The organism is Marinimicrobium sp. UBA4209 (genome assembly GCF_002381585.1).
In the GTDB taxonomy this organism is placed as follows: Bacteria; Pseudomonadota; Gammaproteobacteria; order Pseudomonadales; family Cellvibrionaceae; genus Marinimicrobium; species Marinimicrobium koreense.
The window spans coordinates 13,836-32,312 of sequence record NZ_DFTP01000072.1; the positions used below are offsets into that span (position 1 = coordinate 13,836).

Here is an 18,477-nt window from a genome sequence, read left to right on the forward strand (position 1 = left end):
AGTAGTGGGTGGCGAACAGGGTGTACGCCTTGACGTTTTCCGCCAGATGGCGGGCGCAGGCCCAGGCCAGGGCCAGACCGTCAAAGGTACTGGTGCCCCGGCCGATCTCGTCCATCAGCACCAGGCTGCGCGGCGTGGCGTTATGCAGAATGTTGGCGGTCTCGGTCATTTCCACCATAAAAGTGGAGCGCCCACCGGCCAAGTCATCGGAGGAGCCGATCCGGGTAAAGATCCGGTCCAGCATGCCCACTCTCGCTTCCGCTGCGGGCACAAAGCTGCCGATATGGGCCAGCACGGCGATCAGCGCCGCCTGGCGCATGTAGGTGGATTTACCGCCCATGTTCGGACCAGTGACCACCAGCATGTGGCGCTGATCGCCAAAGCACAGATCGTTGGGCACAAAGGGTGCGTCGCTGACGTGCTCGACCACCGGATGTCGCCCGCCCTGAATGTTGATACCGGGGTCGGCGTTCAGGATGGGGCGGCTCCAGCCAAGGCTGTCGGCGCGTTCGGCCAGATTGGTCAGCAGGTCCAGCTCCGCCACGGCGGCGGCGGACTGCTGCAGGGGGATCAGGTCGTCGTTGAGAATGTCGATCAGCTGATCGTAGAGCAGCTTTTCCCGGGCCAGAGCGCGACTTTTGGCGGACAGCGCCTTGTCCTCGAATTCTTTCAGCTCCGGGGTGATGAAACGCTCGGCGTTTTTCAGGGTCTGGCGGCGGATATAGTCCGCCGGGGCCTGTTCGGCCTGGGCGCGGCTGAGCTCGATAAAGTAGCCGTGCACCCGGTTGTAGCCCACCTTCAGCGTGCTGATGCCGGTGCGCTCTCGCTCCCGGGTTTCCAGGTCCACCAGGTACTGGCCGGCGTTGTTGCTGATATTGCGCAGCTCGTCCAGTTCTTCATCGTAGCCCTCGGCGATCACGCCGCCATCGCGAATGACCACCGGTGGATTTTCAATCAGGGCGCGTCCCAGCAGATCAACGGCCTTGGGGAATTCTCCCAACTGTTGTGCCAGCTCGGACAGGTGCGGCGCGCCGAGCTTGGCCAGCTCGCTGCGCAGCTCCGGGTAGCAGGCCAGGGAGGCGTGCAGCCGGGCGAGATCCCGCGGGCGGGCCGAACGCAGGGCCAGGCGACCGAGGATCCGCTCCATATCGCCGATGCGTTTGAGAATCCGGTGGATCACCTCGAAGGTGTACTGATGTTGCAGCTCGGCCACCGCGTCCTGACGGGATTGCAGAATCGGCAGGTCGCGCAGCGGGCGGTTCAGCCAGCGGCGCAGCAGACGGGAGCCCATGGCGGTAGCACAGCGATTCAGGACGCTGTACAGGGTGTTTTCTTCGGTACCCCCGAGGTTTATGTCCAGTTCCAGATTGCGCCGGGTAGCGGCATCCATGATCACCGCCTGGTCCCGGTTTTCGTGGCTCAGGCCGCGCACGTGGGGCAGGGCGGCGCGCTGGGTTTCCCGGGCGTAGTTGAGTAGACAGCCGGCGGCGGCGATGGCGGCGTCCAGATGGTCGCAGCCAAAGCCTGCCAGATCCTGGGTGCCGAACTGTTGGGTCAGCAGGCGCCGGGCGCTGTCCAGCTCGAACTCCCAGGGGCCCCGGCGGCGCACGCCCTTGCGGTTCTCCAGCAGCTCGGGCGTGGTCAGGTCGTCGCTGACCAGCAACTCGGCGGGGCGCAGTCGCTGCAGCTCACCGAGGGCCGCGTCCAGCCCCTCGACCTCCAGCACGTAAAAACGGCCGCTGGCGATATCCAGAGACGCCAGTCCATAGGTGTCGCCCTGCTGGTGCAGGGCCACCAGCAGGTTGTCCCGACCGGAGTCCAGCAGGGCTTCGTCGCTGACGGTGCCCGGCGTGACGATGCGCACCACTTTGCGCTCCACGGGCCCCTTGGACGTCGCCGGGTCGCCGATCTGCTCGCAGATGGCCACCGACACGCCGGCCCGCACCAGCTTGGCCAGGTAGCCGTCGGCGGCGTGAAACGGAATGCCCGCCATGGGAATGGGCTCACCGTTGGACTTGCCGCGGGCCGTGAGGGTCACGTCCAGCAGTTCGGCAGCCCGCTTGGCGTCGTCGTAGAACAATTCGTAGAAGTCGCCCATGCGATAGAACACCAGCTCCTGCGGGTGCTCGGCCTTGATTCGCAGGTACTGCTGCATCATCGGCGTGTGCTGGCTTGGGGCGTCGGATGTTTTGCTCATAAAACGGCGTTGCCTGGGTGTTATCGGGTGATTGGAAGCTGCGCTATTCTACGGAATTCATCCGGGGCTTGCACTCGTCTCGCGCCTGGCATACCTTGAGCCCATGACCGAACCCCTGACCACTTCCGCCGCCGAACAGCAGGCCCTCGCGACCCGCCTGGGACAGGCGCTGACGGCAAACCACTGGACAGTGGCCGCGGCGGAATCCTGCACCGGTGGTGGCATTGCCGCCGCGATCACCGACATTCCCGGCAGTTCGGGTTGGTTTGGCTATGGTCTGGTGACTTATTCCAATGACGCCAAGGTCCGTCTGTTGGGCGTTCCCGAGCAGATGCTGATACAGAACGGTGCGGTCAGTGAATCGGTGGTGCGCGCCATGGCGGAGGGTGCGGCGCGGATTTCTGGCGCGGATCTGGCCATTGCGGTGAGCGGCGTTGCCGGGCCGGAAGGTGGCTCAGAGGAAAAACCGGTGGGTACCGTCTGGTTGGGGTGGGCGTATCGGCGCGGCGAGACGCTGCTCAGCGATGCTCACCTGCATCGGTTTGAAGGCGATCGGGCCGCCGTGCGAGGGCAGACCGTGACTGCTGCGTTGCAGCAGTTGTTGGCTTTGACTACGGGCGGCAAGACTACTGTATAAATATCGAGTTACTGTTTGCGCATACAGGTTTTTCGTGTATGCTGTCGGCAGTTGTATTGAAACCATTTCAAGTTCTAATTTCACAGCATTGATCGAGGTGTCGGATGGACGCGAATAAAGAGAAAGCGCTACAGGCCGCCTTAGGCCAGATTGAACGTCAATTTGGTAAGGGCACGGTCATGCGCATGGGCGATCGTGAGCGGGTGGCGATTCCCGCCATTTCCACGGGCTCTCTGGGGCTGGATGCCGCCCTCGGTATTGGTGGCCTGCCCAAGGGGCGGGTGGTAGAGATTTACGGGCCGGAATCGTCCGGTAAAACCACTTTGACGCTGCAGGTGATTGCCGAAGCCCAGCGCCAGGGCGGTACCTGTGCCTTTATTGACGCCGAGCACGCGCTGGACCCGATTTACGCCGAAAAACTGGGCGTGAATGTGGATGATCTGATCATCTCCCAGCCGGATACCGGTGAGCAGGCCCTGGAGGTCAGCGATATGCTGGTGCGCTCCGGTGCGGTTGACGTGTTGGTGGTGGACTCGGTGGCGGCGCTGACGCCCCGGGCGGAAATTGAAGGCGAGATGGGTGATCAGCACGTGGGCCTGCAGGCCCGCCTGATGTCCCAGGCGCTGCGTAAAATTACCGGCAACATCAAGAACGCCAACTGCCTGGTGATCTTCATTAACCAGATCCGCATGAAGATCGGTGTGATGTTCGGCAGCCCGGAAACCACCACCGGTGGTAATGCGCTCAAGTTCTACTCCTCGGTTCGCCTGGATATCCGCCGCATTGGTTCGGTGAAAGAGGGCGATGAGGTCATCGGGAACGAGACCCGAGTGAAGGTGGTGAAAAACAAGGTGGCACCGCCGTTCAAGCAAACCGAGTTCCAGATTCTGTACGGCACGGGCATCAACCGCTTCGGTGAGGTCATTGATTACGGCGTCAAGCTTGGCATCGTGGACAAGGCGGGTGCCTGGTACAGCTACAATGGCGACAAGATTGGCCAGGGCAAAAACAACGTGGTGAAGTTCCTTCATGAGAACCCCACCATTGCCCAGGAGATGGAGAAGCGGGTACGCGGCGAACTGCTGAACATCCCGGTAAAGGCCGAAGAGAAGGAAGAAGAGGAAAGCGAGGCCTGAGCCTCGCCGTCCTGTCAAACTACAAGAGACCCGGGTTGAACCCGGGTCTCTTGTCTGTGGTCCAACTGACGTGATACTCATGATATCCCTTGGGCGGAGCCTGTTGCGCCGCCAAGGCAATGCCAAGTAATAAGAGGAAAGCGGCTGTGCGACTGATTCGTTTGGGTGTTGGACTGTTGTTGGTGCTGGGCCTTCTGGCTGGCTGTACCAGTACGCCCTCGGTGGTGACCGATTACGATCCTGAGTTTTCGTTTGGAGAGCTCAACCGTTTTCGGGTTGAACTGGCCGAGCAGGAAGACGGCAACAGCCTGCTGATCTCCCCGTTCACCCTGAGTCACCTGCAGCGGGTAATTGAAAGCCATTTGGCCTCGCGCTATGAGTCTGCGGGCGAAGATGGGGAGGCGGATTTCGTGGTCCGTTACCACATCGTGGTGGAAGACCGGCTGGATGTACGCAGTTACGATCAACGCTATGGCTTTGGCTATTACGGTTATGGCCCCTGGTACCGTTACCCCTATTCCCACGGTCCCAGTCCACGGGTCTACCGCCAGGGAACCCTGATCATCGACATCGCTCGCGCTGAAGACAACAAACCGCTGTGGCGGGGTGTTGCCGAGCAGCGTCTGTATGATGGCCTGACGCCTCAGGAACAGCGTCAGCGGCTCTCTGCCGCAGTGACCGAGGTTCTGTCGAATTTCCCACCGGTACGTTGAGTCGTTATGACAGAGCGGGATGAATCGAGCGAGCCCACGATGGGCGAAGTGCGACTGGCGGCCATGAACCTGTTGGCTCGTCGCGAGCATGCTCGTGACGAGCTTCGGACCAAATTACTCAAGCGCTTTGGTTCGGAGGGTGAACGGGTTAAGACGGTGGATCAGGCGCTGGCTCGGCTGGAAGAGCAGGGGCTTCAGAGCGATGAGCGCTTCACCGAGGCATTTGTCACCGCTCGGGAGCGGCAGGGCAAGGGGCCTCTGCGTATTGCCCAAGAATTGCGGCAAAAAGGCGTTTCAGACTCTCTGATCAGCCTTTATCTCGATGAAGGGGATGAGCGCTGGTGGGATCTCGCCAATGAAGTGCGCCGAAAGCGCTTCGGTGACGCACCGGTGGAAACCCCCAAAGAGAAAGCCCGTCAGGCCCGATTCCTTCAATACCGCGGGTTTTCCCACGAACAGGCGCGAGAGGCTATCGCCAACGCTCCCAGGCATCCATGACTTTGGCAGCATAGCGGTAGCTGCCATAACTGCCGTTATAGCGTGCCAGGGCTTCCGCCAGGCGCCCCTCTGATCGTTCCAGGTAATGCTTGAGGATGGTGCAGCCGTACCGCAGGTTGGTTTCCAGGTTGATCAGGTTGTCTTCCGGTCGGCCAATCTCGTTCTTCCAGAACGGCATGACCTGCATGATCCCCTGAGCACCCACCGGTGATACCGCATAGTGATTGAAGTGGCTCTCCACCTCAATGACCGCTAATACCAGCTCGGGCTGAAGGTCGGTCTGGCGGGCCGCGCTGTGGATTTTGCGCAGCAAGCGCAGGCGTCGATCCGGATCGCGCACATAACGCTCCAGGCGTCCCGACATCAGCATCAGCCAGGCCTCGGCATCAAAGCGATCCTCGAAACTGTCCGCCGCGCGAATGTTATCGAGCAGCTTCTGCCGAAGCTGGTCATCCACTTCGATGGCCGGTTCGGCATAGGCCAGGGTGTTCGATTGCGCCCAGGCGAAGCTGGTGGCGCTCGCCATCCACAGTGCCACCAGAACACTGAACGCGGTTTTCTTCACGCCCGGCCCACGCATCGAGGTCAGTCCGCCAGGCGCTCGCGGATAAACTCGACCACCTGTTCCAGTGGAACGTCCTGAGCCTGTTCGTCCCGGCGTCCTTTGTACTCCAGAGTACCTTTCTCCAGACCGCGATCGCCCACCACTAAGCGGTGTGGAATACCCATCAGGTCGGTATTGGCGAGCATGACACCGAGGCGCGCTTTGTCTTCGTCCATGTACAGGACTTCAACGCCCAGCTCGGTGAGCTGCTGGTACAGCGTCTCACACTGTTCGGCCACCGCCGGGGATTTGTGCGGGTTGATTGGCACCAGTGCGAGCTGGAAGGGCGCAATACTCTGGGGCCAGATGATGCCATTCTGGTCATGGTTCTGCTCAATGGCTGCCGCGACCACACGGGATACCCCGATACCGTAGCAACCCATGATCATGGGTTTTTCTTTGCCGTTTTCATCCAACACGCGCGCATTCATCGCCTCGCTGTATTTGGTGCCCAGCTGAAAGATGTGGCCGACCTCAATGCCGCGCTTGATCTCCAATTGGCCCTTGCCGTCGGGGCTCGGGTCACCGGCCACCACATTGCGCAGATCCACCACGTCGTTCAGGGGTGCATCGCGCTCCCAGTTGACGCCGGTCAGGTGGTAGCCGTCCCGGTTGGCGCCACAGACGAAGTCCGCCAGCTGGGCGGCCGCCCGGTCCACCATTACGCGAATGTTCAGGCCCACCGGGCCGAGAGAGCCGACTCCCGCGCCCAGTTCTGCTTCAATGCGCTCCTCCGGGGCAAAGGTCAGCGGTGCGGCAATACCGTCGATTTTTTCGGCCTTGATGTCGTTGAGCTCGTGATCGCCGCGCAGCACCAGGGCCACTAAGGGCGCGGGGCCCTCTTCCGGGGCTTCGCCCAGTACGATCAGGGTCTTGACGGTCTGCTCCGGCGCGACCTTCAGAAAGCCTGCGACCTGTTCGATGGTGTGCTGATCCGCAGTGGCAACCTCGGTCATGGCCTCGCTGGCACTGGGGCGTGCATCGCTCGGCGCCAGGGCTTCGGCCTTTTCGATGTTGGCGGCATAGTCGCTGCCGTTACTGAACGCGATGTCATCTTCACCGCTGTCGGCCAGTACGTGGAATTCGTGCGAGAAAGCGCCGCCGATGGAGCCGGTATCGGCCAACACGGGGCGATAGGCCAGGCCAATGCGGTCAAAAATGGCGCAGTAGGTGCGGTGCATGACCTCGTAGGTTTCCTGCAGGGATTCCTGACTCAAGTGGAACGAGTAGGCATCCTTCATGGTGAACTCGCGGGCCCGCATGACACCGAACCGGGGGCGGATTTCGTCGCGGAATTTGGTCTGAATCTGATAGAAATTGGCCGGCAGCTGTTTGTAGCTGTTGATCTCACCGCGAATCAGGTCGGTAATGACCTCTTCGTGGGTGGGGCCGAGGCAGAAATCCCGCTGATGGCGGTCATTGATGCGCAACAGCTCGGGGCCGTACTGCTGCCAGCGTCCGGACTCTCCCCAGAGCTCGGCGGGCTGAACCACCGGCATCAGAACTTCCTGGGCGCCGGAGCGGTCCATTTCCTCTCGGATGATGCGCTCGACCTTGCGCAGTACACGCAGCCCGAGGGGCATCCAGGTATACAGCCCCGAGGCCAGTTTGCGGATCATGCCCGCGCGCAGCATCAATTGGTGGCTGATGACCTCGGCGTCGGAGGGCGTTTCTTTCAGTGTGGCGATTAAAAAACGACTGGCTCGCATAGATTGGCTTCTTAGTGGCTATACTGGTAAACAGAGAAAACGCTTATTCTACGGTGCTTACCGGCTCGGGTACAGACTCCCGATGCGCACTGAGTACCGAACCACCCAAAGAAGTCGATGAGGAGAGGGTCATGTTTCAACTGCATTCACGCCTGGCCGAGGATACCGTGCCGGTAGGGCGCTTCCCGCTGTCTCTGCTGCTGCTCAGTAAAGATGCCAACTACCCCTGGTGTCTGCTGGTGCCACTGCGGGAGGATGTGTTTGAAATTCATCATTTGGGTGAGCGGGATCAGCAGCAACTGATGCGCGAGTCCTGTCGTCTGGCCGAGGTGATGACCAGCGTGTTTGATGCCGACAAAATGAATGTGGCGGCGCTAGGCAATGTTGTCCCCCAGTTGCATGTGCACCATATTGCCCGCTTTGAGACGGACCCAGCCTGGCCGCAGCCGATTTGGGGCGTCAAGCCCGCCGCAAGTTATTCTGAGGCTCAATTGCAGGATCGACTGGATCAGCTCAGATCCGCCCTGGTTGGGGACGACTTTGACGTGCTGGAGTCACTGGAGGATCTGAGCGTCAATCCGGTGGATACAACGGGGCCGGGCGACTGGTATTGAGAACAGGGCCCCGAGAGGGGCCCTGTTGAGCGGGTATGGCGCTTACAGAGCCATTTCCTTGAGCTTCTTCAGAGGGCGTACCTTGACGGCGATGGAGGCCGGTTTCGCTTTGAACACGGTCTCTTCGCCGGTGAAGGGGTTGATGCCCTTGCGCGCCTTGGTGGCGGGCTTCTTCACGGTGGTGATCTTCAGCAGGCCGGGCAGTACGAACTCGCCCACGGCACGCTTCTTGACGTGACCTTCAATGATGTCAGACAGCTCGTCCAGTACCGACTGGACCTGCTTCTTGCTCAGCTCGGTATTGTCCGCAATCTGATTCAGAATCTGGGTTTTGTTGTAACGCTCGGAGATCGCCTTTACTTTTTTGGCGGCCGGCTGCTTGGCAGCAGCTTTCTTGGCGGGAGCTTTCTTTGCGGGTGCCTTTTTGGCAGCAGTTTTGCGAGCAGCCATAATATGATCCTTGTTGATGGTCAAGTGTTTATTGAGTCAGGCCGATAAAAAAGCCTGAATATATAGCGTATTAACCGCATCGGGTGCGGCTGGCACTATATATAAAGGATAAAACGACGATCAGCAACCCAAAAAACCGCTTTTTTACCGCTATAGCGCCAATTGTCTCAGGCGTGGATCCTCTTCAGCGGTTTCCCAGGCCCGATCGAAAATCTCCCTCAGCGTTTTCACCCGCGCACCCGCCTGCCGATCGTAAAAGCCGTGATAGTTGTCCGGATCATTCTGATAGACCAGGTGCTCCCGATCGCCCAGCGCAAATGCGATGGCCTGGGTTTCAATGTCGTTGGTCAGCCGGCGCAGGGTCACCTTGCTCGGCAGCCTCTGGGCCAGGCGAACCAGGCCGTGCCCGTATTCAACCAGCGCCCGGGTGTCCCGGACCAGCAGCTGTACCTGCGCCTGGCGATGTCGACGGGCAATCTCGGAGAGCGCTTCGGCCAGCTCCGGCAGGTCGTAAACCTCTCTGGCCAGGTCGGGTGAGTAGAGTGAGAAAGTGCGGCGCGTCTCGCTCGCGCAGTGGAGTAGTGCCTGGCGAAAGGCGTCTGGTCCATCAATCAACTCAGATTGCTCGGGGGTATCCGGCGGGAGGTTCATGACGTTCGGCTCCAGTTCGTATTCGACTTTTCAGCGTGCTCAACCGCCATGATAAAGCAAGCCTGGCCAAAAAGGAGGCGGGATAGTCGTATATCATATAGAAAAATGGTTGCGCTAATGAAAATATGGAGTTATAAAGGCAGTGCGCTTCCTGTGACACCCAAAGCAGCGTCCGGCTATGGCGCAGGTCAATCACAGGGGCAGGGAGGCGTGTTGGCGCAACAACAATAAACAATGCAGATCCATTATCGGGTAAGCGGAGAATAAGCGATGACAATAATGAACAAGACTCAGGGCTTGGCACCTCGTTCGGCATTTCGGCGCACCAGGCTGGCGCGCGCCATTCACTGGAGTTCACAGTTACTGGTCGCAGGTGCGGTTGGCTGGCATGGCGCCGGCTTTGCACAGGAAGCCACACCGGCGGCGCCGGAGCAGCCGACCGCACTGGAAGAGATCGTGGTGTCCGGTCAGCGCAGCAGCATTCAGTCGGCCCAGATGATCAAGCAGAGTGCTGAACAGATCGTCGACTCGATTGTCGCGGATGACATCGGCAAGCTGCCCGATCGCTCGGTGACCGAAACCTTGCAGCGCATTCCGGGTGTGACCATTGATCACTTCATGTCTCTCGGGGATCCGGAGCACTTCTCAGCTGAAGGCAGTGGCGTCGCCGTGCGCGGTTTGACCCAGGTGCGTAGTGAGCTCAATGGACGCGACAGCTTTACCGCAAACGGTGGGCGGAGCCTGAGCTTTGAAGATGTGCCCGCTGAGCTTATGGCCGGGGTGGACGTCTATAAAAACCCTTCGGCGGACATGATCGAAGGTGGCCTGGGCGGCACCGTCAACCTGCGTACTCGTATGCCTTTTGACAGTGATGGTCAGGTAATGGCGGCGACGGCCAGCGTGAATTACGGTGACTTTATCGAAGAGGCCGACCCGTCGGTATCGGCTCTTTACAGCAACCGCTGGGACACCTCCGCCGGTGAGTTCGGTCTGTTGGTGGATGTCGCTTTTTCGGAAATTTCGACCCGCACCGACGGCATTTTCAATCGTCCGTTTTTCCCCCGCGATGACCTGCAGGGTTACGAGGGGACTACTATCCAGGTACCGCGTGGGGCGGACTGGCGCTCCATGGATTTCAATCGCGAGCGGTTGGGGTCCTACCTGGCGACTCAGTGGCGGCCCAGCGATGCGTCAGAATTCTATTTCCAGGCGTTCCGTTCCGAATATGACATGCAGTGGGATGAGGATGCCATCTTTGTCCAGAACGATGCCTATGCCATCCAGCCGGGCGATGGCAAAGAGTTTGTTGTCGATGACAATAATGTCTTTCTGTCGGGTCGCCTGACCCAGCCCGGGGGAATCCCCTTCGGGGCCGATATCCGCGTGGCCAATCGCGAGTCAGTCACCAGCGATTTTTCCGCCGGTTACAAGTGGTTGCCGGGTGACCAGCTGGAATTCAGTACCGACCTCCAGTACACCAAGGCAACAACGGAGGGTCTGGATGCCACCATCGCGACGGGCATCAACCTGCCGTACATCGATATTGATCTGCGCGGTGAACGACCGCTGGTTCAGGCCGACGATGAGTACCTGTCCGATCCGGGCAATTACTACTGGGGCTTCACCATGCCCTTTATCGAGGACAACGAAGCCGAGCAGTTCGCCTGGCGTGCGGACGTGAAATACAACTTCAATGACACCGACGTTGTGCGCTACATCAAGACCGGCGTTCGGCTGACGGACCGGGAAGCCACCAACATCAACAGTGGCTACCACTGGCAGGCCATCTACCAGCCGTGGATGGCCTGGTGGAAGCTGCCCGACGACCAGATGCCTCCGGTGGAAGACGCCAGCCAGATGTCGCTCAACACCTTTGATAACTTTTTCCGGGGCAAGGCACCGAGCCCGGGGGTTGTCTATGCGCCTCACATATCGCTGGTTGAGGGCTATCCGGAGAGCTTCGATCAACTGCATGCGGATGCCAGTGAGAACTATATCTGCTGTGACGACTACATGCCGGCAACCATGGACGATCCGAGCCGCATTAACGAACAGGAAGAGCAGACCTACGCGGCGTACTTCCTGCTCGGCTTCGGTGTCGACGACTGGGCGCTGCCGGTAGACGGCAATATCGGTATTCGCGTGGTGCAGACCGACAGCGCGGCATCGGGCATGATCCGCTACCCCGAAACCATCGTGGTGGGAGAGGATGGCGAGACGGAAAGCCGCCCCTGGTATCAGGATCCGGAAGATATCGTGGCGGAGAATTCCTATACCAACGTGCTCCCGAACCTGAACTTGCGGGTGGAGTTGCGTGACGATCTGTTCCTGCGCTTCGCCGCCTCCAAAGCCATGGCGCGGCCTGCGTACAATCAGATGCAGGCGTTCCAGACCTTGAGCGCGGGCCGCCCGGAAGGGGTACCGGAAGACCAGTATGTGCCGCCGGAGGATTTCCGGCTGACGTCCTCCTCCGGCTCCAACCCGATGCTCGAGCCGATGGAGGCGACCCAGTTTGATATCTCGCTGGAGTGGTACTTCAATGACGCCGGTGGTATGGCTCACGTCAATGCCTTCAGTAAAGACATTGAAGGGTTTATCCGCAACCAGACGATCCGCGAAGAGCACGGTGGGTGGGATTATACGGTGACCCGTCCGGTCAACACCGGCACCGCTGATATCCGGGGTGTCGAGTTGGGCTGGAGCCAGTTCTTTGATCAGCTTCCCGAGCCCTTTGATGGCCTGGGTATGCAGGCCAACTACACCTACATCGACAGCAGCACCGATGTGCCTCGCGATGAGGGCTCCAACCCGGTCGATACCGACGGCAGTGAATACGGGCAGATGCCCTTTGAGGGGCTGTCGGAGCATTCCTACAATCTGGTGGGTATGTACGAGAAGGGGCCGCTGTCCGTCCGTCTGGCGTATAACTGGCGGAGTGACTTCCTGATGTCCGTTGGCCCCAATGGCTTTAACGGCACCGATCGCGATATCACCTGGCGCCTGCCGGTGTATAACGACGATTACGGTCAGATGGATGGGTCGATCTTCTACGACATCACCGACATGCTGTCACTCGGCCTGGAAGTGAACAACATCCTCAATTCGGAAACGCGCACGATCATGAAACAGAACGCAGCGGGAGACCACTACGCTTCTTACTTCCTGAACGACACGCGCTATGCATTGACCCTCAGGGCCAATTTTTAGGTGAGACCCGGCGGTAGGGAAGCCGCCGATATTGTTGGCATGCTTGGCGCCGGTGTTTTTACCCCGGCGCTTTTTTGTGCGGACCGGCTACGAAAACGACGCCCAGATGGGGCAGTGATCGGACGGGCGCTCCATACCCCGAATGTCATAATCGACGCCCGCCTCCGTGCATCGTTCGAGTAACGGCTCGGTTGCCAGAATGAGGTCGATTCTCAGGCCCCGTTTGGGGTCGGCATCAAAGCCTTTGCTACGATAGTCAAACCAGCTGAAGGTACGCTCTTCGTCCGGCTGGTGTTGACGGAAGGTATCCTTCAGACCCCAGTCCAGCAGAGTATCCAGCCATTCCCGCTCTTCCGGCAAAAAGCTGCACTTTCCGTCGCGCAACCAGCGCTTGCGGTTCTGCTCGCCAATACCGATATCCCGGTCAGTATGAGAGACGTTCATATCGCCCATGACCAGCAGCGGTTTGGAAGGGTCGCACTGGTCGTTCAGGAAGGCCATCAGGTCCTGGTAGAACTTGCGCTTATTGGGAAATTTGACCGGGTGGTCGCGGCTTTCACCCTGGGGGAAGTAACCATTCAGAACGGTCACTTCGCCGCCGAGGGGAGAGTCGAATACCCCTCCGATAAAACGCCGTTGGGATTCTTCCAGATCTCCGGGGAAACCCTTGATCACCTGCTTGAAGGGGTGGCGGGACATTAGCGCTACGCCGTAGTGCGTTTTCTGACCGTAGAACTCTACGTGGTAACCCATGTCCCGGATTTCCTGCTCGGGAAACTGCTCGTCGGTGACTTTGGTTTCCTGCAAGCCGATGAAGTCCGGTTGATATTTATCGATCACCGCCTGCAACTGGTGGAGGCGGGTACGGATGCTGTTTACGTTGAAGGAAACGGCGTTCATGCGGTTCAATTCCTGAGTCCGATCTGATGGAGGCGTGGGTTAAAAAATACCCCGAAAACGCACCGAGGGAAAAGGCCTGTGCGGTATCGGGGCTCGGGTTTGGATGTTGGTTACCAGTTGGCGACGCGATCCCGGTCCTGTTCATCCATGGATTCGAGCTGCTCAATGAAGTCCACCAGAATATGTCCGGCTTCGTTGAGAAACGGATCCTTGTCCGGGTTGATTTCACTGCGTGAAAGCGCACTGAAGCTGACCAGGTCGCCTTCTTCTTCGTCGTCGTTGGCCGCTTCTCCGGCGTCCGCGCCCTCGGTCGCGTCCTCGTCGTCGCTGCCGGCCAGGCGGTCAATGTCTTCGTAACTGTCATACAGGGACAGCCCTTTGGCTTTCCGGCGCTCGTTTTCGAGTTGCAACAGAGACGCTTCCAGGGATTCCTGTTCGTTTCGACGCTGTTTTTCATTCAGGGAGACGACCGTGCGGTCCTTGTTCTTCTCCGTCAGCGCCATCTGATCGCGCAGGTAGATGAAATCCGGGTTCTTCTCTACGCGCTGCTCGTGCAATGGGTTCAGGTGCGGAAGAAGCGCCTGAATGTCAAAGTAACGAGAGTGTGGAACCGCGTGAATCTTGTCCCAGGGTAAGGCGTTGTCGTAAGTGCTCTCGCCGACATCGTCTACGTTGACCAGGCTAGGCAGCGTCATGTCGGGAATAACTCCGCGATGCTGTGTGCTCTCGCCCGAGACGCGATAGAACTTGGACTCCGTCAGCTTTAACTGGCCGGCATCGACCGGTACCAGCGATTGCACGGAGCCTTTGCCGAAGCTCTGGGTGCCAACAATGATGCCCCGGCCGTAATCCTGGATGGCGCCGGCAAAAATTTCCGAAGCCGATGCACTCAACCGATCAATCAGCACCACCAGAGGCCCGCGGTAGGCCGCCCGGGAGTGTGATTGATAATTGCGTGAAATCAGTTCATTGGTCTGGCGAATCTGTACCACGGGCCCGCGATCGATAAACAGGTCGGTCAGGGTAGTGGCCTCCTGCAGGGACCCACCGCCATTGCCGCGCAGATCAAGCACAATCCCGTCGACGTTTTCTTTTTCCAGCTCTTGAAGAATCCGGTGCACGTCACGGGTGGTGCTCTTGAAGTTCGGGTCGCGCTTGCGATAAGCCTCGAAATCCATGTAGAAGGTGGGTACACGAATCACGCCAATTTTGTAGCGGTCGCGCCCATTCATAACCTCGAATACGTCGTGCTTCGCCGCCTGTTCCTCAAGCTTGACCTTGTCCCGGGTGATGGTGATGACTTTGGTCGCACTGTCGGTGGGGGCCTTGGCCGGGAGCACTTCAAGGCGGACAACCGTGTCTTTTTTGCCGCGAATCTGCTCCACCACTTCGTCGAGGCGCCAACCGACCACATCGGTCATTTCACCCTCCTCGCCCTGGCCGACCGCGACGATGCGATCCGCTGGGCGAAGTTCCCCCTGCTTGTCCGCCGGCCCGGCGGGAACCAGACGCATCACCTTGGTGTGTTCGTCCTCGGTCTGGAGTACGGCCCCAATCCCCTCCAGGGAGAGTGACATGTTGATATTGAAGTTTTCGAGTGTTCTCGGCGACAGGTAGTTGGTGTGCGGATCGTACAGGGTGGTCAGGCTGTTGATTACGACCTCAAAGGCATCATCGCTGTCCTGCTGGCGAACCCGGCGCAGTTGGTTTTCATAGCGTTTGCGCAGGAGCTCCTTGCTCTCTTCCAAGTCTTTCCCGGCCAGTACCAGATCCAACAGGCTGGCTTTGACCCTGCGGTGCCAGAGCTCATCAGCGGTTTTCTTGTCCTCGGGCCACTCGGCCTGCTCCCAATCCACCACGAGCTGATCGTCGGTGGTGAAGTCGTACTTGATCTCATCACTCTCCAGCCGCTCAATCACCGATTCCAGGCGCGTCGTCAGGCGCTGCCGGTAGATATCGAAGATGTCGAAGGCTTCATTCAGGTTGCCCTTGGCGAGCCAGTTGTCGAACTTCTCACGATGACGGTTGAATCCGTCGATATCAGCCTGGAAGAAGTAGCTTTTGGTGGGGTCCAGGGTTTTCAGGTAATTGTCCAGATACTCGGACGACAGGTCGTCATTGAGGGACTGGTCCCGGTAATGGTGCTCGCTCAGTTGCTGGACCACGCTCGCCGTGACCTGGCGGTGCTGATCGGTGATTTCCAGGGGGGCCAGGGCGGCAGCCCAGAGCGCTGGGGCGCTGAACAACAGAGCCGAAATGGCGAGACTGCTGCGCAGGAACTTCGGGACGTTGAGCATAGGTTCAATCCTGCTTTGTTTCCGGTGGCCAGCGAACTGTGGTTGACTATCGCCAGTGACACTGGAAGCGGCGTTAATACTGGGTTTCATACTACTATAGCCCCCGGAGTATGGCTACCGGAGTGGGTTCGGGAGACGTTTAGAAAGGTAAATCGGCGCAAGAGTTCCCCAGAACGCACTGGGGCCGCACTAAGTGCGGCCCCAGGGTGGGTCGGTAAAGGCCCGGTGGTGTCGGCCTCAGGCGGGGTAATCGCGCTTGCTGTAGCCGGTGTATAGCTGGCGTGGACGGCCGATCTTGTAGGGTGCGCTCACCATTTCCTGCCAGTGGGCGTACCAGCCGACGGCGCGGCCTGTGGCAAAAATCACGGTAAAGGCTTCGGTGGGAATGCCGATGGCCTTCATGATGATGCCGGAGTAGAAATCCACATTGGGGTAGAGTTTCTTCTGGATGAAGTACTCGTCTTCCAGGGCGATTTTCTCCAGGCGCTTGGCGATCGCCAGCAGCGGATCGTTTTCCAGGCCCAGCTCGGACAGCACCTCGTCAGCGGCCTGCTTCATCACCTTGGCGCGCGGATCAAAGTTCTTGTAGACCCGGTGACCGAAGCCCATCAGACGGAAGGGATCGTTCTTGTCTTTGGCTTTGGCGACATAGGTGTCGATGTTGTCGACGCTGCCAATTTCCTCAAGCATGTTGAGAACGGCTTCGTTCGCACCACCGTGGGCGGGGCCCCACAGGGTAGCGATACCCGCTGCGATGGCGGCAAAGGGGTTGGTGCCGGATGAGCCGGACAGACGCACGGTGGAGGTGGAGGCGTTCTGCTCATGGTCGGCGTGCAGCAGGAAGATCCGGTCCATGGCTTTGGCCAATACCTGATTGACTTTGGGGCTTTGGCCGGCGGTACCAAAGGTCATGTTCAGGTAGTTTTCAGCGTAGGCGAGATCGGCGTCCGGGGCGATGAACTCTTCGCCCTGGCGGTGCTTGTGGGCCATGGCGGCAAGGGTCGGCATCTGACCGATCAACCGGTAGGCCGTAACCCGACGACTCTCTTCGCTGGTGATGTCGGTCTCTTCATGGTAAACCGCGGCCAGAGCGTTCACTGCGCTGCCCATGATGGCCATGGGGTGAGCGTTGCGACTGAAGCCTTTGATGATCTGAGCCACTGAGTCGTCGACCTTGGAGTGCTTTTTGACTTCGTCGGCGAACGTCGCTTTTTGTTCTTTGGAGGGGAGTTCGCCGTTCAGCAGAAGGTAGCAGGTCTCGAGGTAGTCAGAGTGCTCGGCTAACTGATCGATGGGGTAGCCACGGTGCAGAAGCACGCCTTTGGCGCCATCGATGAAGGTAATTTTGGACTCGCAGGGGGCGGTGGACATGAACCCCGGATCGTAGGTGAAAAAACCCTTTTTGGTCAGGCCGGAGACATCAATCACGTCAGGGCCGGCAGTGCTCGGGTAAACAGGCAGATCAATAGGCGCATCCAGGCCGTCGACCGTTAACCGTGCTTTTCTGTCAGTCATTACGGACTCCTGTGGTTTACAAACTTTTAAGGCTTCCAGGAATGGCTGGATGGCCAGACCGGGTTTTTAATCGGGGCGTCACTATAAGCCCCGGCGTGGGTTTGTCAAACAGCCCACGGGTTGATGGGAGGCGGCATTATAGAGGAGAAGGCCTGATTTCGGTAGTTTTTCGAGATCGGGTTGGCAAAAAATCCACTTGACGGCGAGGGCGCCCGTGTAGTGGCCGGCCCGTTGGTGCCGGGGTGCCCGGCATCACGGAGGCTTTGACTGGAGGCAATGATCCGGCAGTGGTGGGAACGTCGTAACAGGTGACAGCGCTGTCGGATTTTACCCCCGGGGACGGGGTGGTGAACAATCCGGTGGTGATTTGCCTCCAAATGGAGCATCAAGCGGCTCCAGTGCACGCCAATCGGGCATTTCCGGGGGATTTTTGCCCGGGTTTTTGTTTGTGTTTCAGGATTCGACTCTCTATAATACGCCGCGACTTGCAGGCAGCGGTGAGAGAGCCAATCGCCGGTCCAGACCATGCCCTGAGAAGAGACATTGGCCCGGACGGCGCATAAACAAATCAACCTGGCGACCGCCCTGTGTGCTCTGGAGAGATGCGCTTGGCGCTATTTCGCTAACCTGCCTACATTAGCTGGGCTAGAAGGTGACTATCAACCGTGAAAAACCAAAGACCTGTCAATCTCGATATCTCCACCATCAAACTTCCGATTACCGCTATTGTTTCCATTCTTCACCGTGTCTCCGGTGTGTTCCTTTTTGCCGGTGTGGCCGTACTCCTCTGGCTGCTTGATGGCAGTCTTGCCTCCGAAGAGCAGTTTGTGGCTCTGCAGGAAACGCTGACCCAGCCGGTCTGGCAAATCGTCGTCTGGGCCGTTGTCGCCGCGCTCGCCTATCACATGGTGATGGGGGTCCGGCACCTGATTATGGATTGTGGCATTGGTGAAAGCCTGAAAGGTGGTCGCCTCGGTGCGAAGCTCGCACTGGCGCTGGCCGTTGTACTGATTGTTCTGGCAGGAGTCTGGATATGGTAACCGCGGTAACCAATCTCGGCCGCAGCGGCCTGTACGACTGGCTGATTCAGCGCGTGAGCGCTGTGATCATGGCCGTCTACACCGTCTTTATTGTGGCTTATATCGTAATAACCCCCGAACTGAGTTTTGAGCAGTGGCAGGGCCTGTTTGGTCAGCTGTGGATGCGGGTGTTCACCCTCATGACCCTGCTGTCCGTGGTGGCCCACGCCTGGATCGGCCTGTGGGCGGTCCTGACGGACTACATCACCGAGCGGATGATGGGCGGCAAAGCCCTGGTGTTGCGTCTGCTGGCTCAAGTACTGCTGGCGG

General features: G+C 59.1%; 16 protein-coding genes. 8 read left to right on the top strand and 8 right to left on the bottom strand.

Annotated features, from left to right (window positions below; all coding sequences use genetic code 11):
* Positions 1-2,197 (bottom strand): DNA mismatch repair protein MutS (gene mutS, locus B3187_RS10805; protein WP_286806390.1); only part of this gene is annotated, 2,197 nt, incomplete at its 3' end.
* Between the two features lie 103 nt (positions 2,198-2,300).
* On the opposite strand from mutS, the gene B3187_RS10810 reads away from it, so the two are divergent.
* The 4 genes from B3187_RS10810 to B3187_RS10825 all read left to right on the top strand — a co-directional run bounded on the left by B3187_RS10810 (position 2,301) and on the right by B3187_RS10825 (position 5,181).
* Positions 2,301-2,834, top strand: coding sequence for a CinA family protein (locus tag B3187_RS10810; RefSeq protein ID WP_286806392.1), 534 nt, complete (start codon positions 2,301-2,303; stop codon positions 2,832-2,834).
* 104 nt (positions 2,835-2,938) lie between these two features.
* Positions 2,939-3,970, top strand: coding sequence for a recombinase RecA (gene recA, locus B3187_RS10815; RefSeq protein WP_024460497.1), 1,032 nt, complete (start codon positions 2,939-2,941; stop codon positions 3,968-3,970).
* A 146-nt stretch (positions 3,971-4,116) separates the two neighbouring features.
* Positions 4,117-4,683 carry a DUF4136 domain-containing protein gene (locus tag B3187_RS10820; RefSeq protein ID WP_286806395.1) on the top strand — a complete coding sequence of 189 codons (567 nt, stop codon included), beginning with the start codon at positions 4,117-4,119 and terminating at the stop codon, positions 4,681-4,683.
* 6 nt (positions 4,684-4,689) lie between these two features.
* Complete coding sequence (locus tag B3187_RS10825; protein ID WP_286806396.1) at positions 4,690-5,181, top strand: regulatory protein RecX; 492 nt, start codon at positions 4,690-4,692, stop codon at positions 5,179-5,181.
* Here the strand turns inward: B3187_RS10825 and B3187_RS10830 are convergent.
* Positions 5,153-5,761, bottom strand: a complete 609-nt coding sequence (locus B3187_RS10830) for a lytic transglycosylase domain-containing protein (RefSeq protein WP_286806397.1) — start codon at positions 5,759-5,761, stop codon at positions 5,153-5,155. The genes B3187_RS10825 and B3187_RS10830 overlap by 29 nt on opposite strands.
* Positions 5,762-5,766: 5 nt before the next feature.
* Positions 5,767-7,494, bottom strand: coding sequence for a proline--tRNA ligase (locus B3187_RS10835; protein WP_286806399.1), 1,728 nt, complete (start codon positions 7,492-7,494; stop codon positions 5,767-5,769).
* A 131-nt stretch (positions 7,495-7,625) separates the two neighbouring features.
* On the opposite strand from B3187_RS10835, the gene B3187_RS10840 reads away from it, so the two are divergent.
* The gene (locus B3187_RS10840; RefSeq protein WP_286806401.1) at positions 7,626-8,108 is read left to right on the top strand and encodes an HIT domain-containing protein; all 483 of its coding nucleotides are present in this window, start codon (positions 7,626-7,628) and stop codon (positions 8,106-8,108) included.
* A 42-nt stretch (positions 8,109-8,150) separates the two neighbouring features.
* Here the strand turns inward: B3187_RS10840 and B3187_RS10845 are convergent, their stop codons facing one another.
* Entirely contained in the window at positions 8,151-8,558 is a 408-nt protein-coding gene (locus tag B3187_RS10845; protein ID WP_286806403.1) for an HU family DNA-binding protein, read from the bottom strand.
* A gap of 150 nt (positions 8,559-8,708) precedes the next feature.
* Positions 8,709-9,209, bottom strand: coding sequence for a hypothetical protein (locus B3187_RS10850; RefSeq protein ID WP_286806405.1), 501 nt, complete (start codon positions 9,207-9,209; stop codon positions 8,709-8,711).
* 279 nt (positions 9,210-9,488) lie between these two features.
* On the opposite strand from B3187_RS10850, the gene B3187_RS10855 reads away from it, so the two are divergent.
* Positions 9,489-12,416 carry a TonB-dependent receptor gene (locus tag B3187_RS10855; protein WP_286806407.1) on the top strand — a complete coding sequence of 976 codons (2,928 nt, stop codon included), beginning with the start codon at positions 9,489-9,491 and terminating at the stop codon, positions 12,414-12,416.
* A gap of 87 nt (positions 12,417-12,503) precedes the next feature.
* Here the strand turns inward: B3187_RS10855 and xthA are convergent, their stop codons facing one another.
* The 3 genes from xthA to B3187_RS10870 form a co-directional block, all read right to left on the bottom strand.
* Entirely contained in the window at positions 12,504-13,316 is an 813-nt protein-coding gene (xthA, locus tag B3187_RS10860; protein ID WP_024460488.1) for an exodeoxyribonuclease III, read from the bottom strand.
* Between the two features lie 110 nt (positions 13,317-13,426).
* Complete coding sequence (locus B3187_RS10865; RefSeq protein WP_123637616.1) at positions 13,427-15,613, bottom strand: carboxy terminal-processing peptidase; 2,187 nt, start codon at positions 15,611-15,613, stop codon at positions 13,427-13,429.
* Between the two features lie 237 nt (positions 15,614-15,850).
* Positions 15,851-17,128 carry a citrate synthase gene (locus B3187_RS10870; protein ID WP_123637615.1) on the bottom strand — a complete coding sequence of 426 codons (1,278 nt, stop codon included), beginning with the start codon at positions 17,126-17,128 and terminating at the stop codon, positions 15,851-15,853.
* A 665-nt stretch (positions 17,129-17,793) separates the two neighbouring features.
* Between B3187_RS10870 and sdhC the strand changes: the two genes are divergently transcribed.
* Positions 17,794-18,168 carry a succinate dehydrogenase, cytochrome b556 subunit gene (sdhC, locus tag B3187_RS10875; protein WP_024460485.1) on the top strand — a complete coding sequence of 125 codons (375 nt, stop codon included), beginning with the start codon at positions 17,794-17,796 and terminating at the stop codon, positions 18,166-18,168.
* Positions 18,162-18,477 (top strand): succinate dehydrogenase, hydrophobic membrane anchor protein (sdhD, locus tag B3187_RS10880; protein WP_286806413.1); only part of this gene is annotated, 316 nt, incomplete at its 3' end. The genes sdhC and sdhD, both read left to right, overlap by 7 nt.

Coding starts and splice junctions, on each gene's coding strand:
- B3187_RS10810 (WP_286806392.1), top strand. CDS start 2,301: ATGACCGAACCCCTGACCACTTCCGCCGCCGAACAGCAGGCCCTCGCG.
- recA (WP_024460497.1), top strand. CDS start 2,939: ATGGACGCGAATAAAGAGAAAGCGCTACAGGCCGCCTTAGGCCAGATT.
- B3187_RS10825 (WP_286806396.1), top strand. CDS start 4,690: ATGACAGAGCGGGATGAATCGAGCGAGCCCACGATGGGCGAAGTGCGA.
- B3187_RS10830 (WP_286806397.1), bottom strand. CDS start 5,761: ATGCGTGGGCCGGGCGTGAAGAAAACCGCGTTCAGTGTTCTGGTGGCA.
- B3187_RS10835 (WP_286806399.1), bottom strand. CDS start 7,494: ATGCGAGCCAGTCGTTTTTTAATCGCCACACTGAAAGAAACGCCCTCC.
- B3187_RS10840 (WP_286806401.1), top strand. CDS start 7,626: ATGTTTCAACTGCATTCACGCCTGGCCGAGGATACCGTGCCGGTAGGG.
- B3187_RS10845 (WP_286806403.1), bottom strand. CDS start 8,558: ATGGCTGCTCGCAAAACTGCTGCCAAAAAGGCACCCGCAAAGAAAGCT.
- B3187_RS10850 (WP_286806405.1), bottom strand. CDS start 9,209: ATGAACCTCCCGCCGGATACCCCCGAGCAATCTGAGTTGATTGATGGA.
- B3187_RS10855 (WP_286806407.1), top strand. CDS start 9,489: ATGAACAAGACTCAGGGCTTGGCACCTCGTTCGGCATTTCGGCGCACC.
- xthA (WP_024460488.1), bottom strand. CDS start 13,316: ATGAACGCCGTTTCCTTCAACGTAAACAGCATCCGTACCCGCCTCCAC.
- B3187_RS10865 (WP_123637616.1), bottom strand. CDS start 15,613: ATGCTCAACGTCCCGAAGTTCCTGCGCAGCAGTCTCGCCATTTCGGCT.
- B3187_RS10870 (WP_123637615.1), bottom strand. CDS start 17,128: ATGACTGACAGAAAAGCACGGTTAACGGTCGACGGCCTGGATGCGCCT.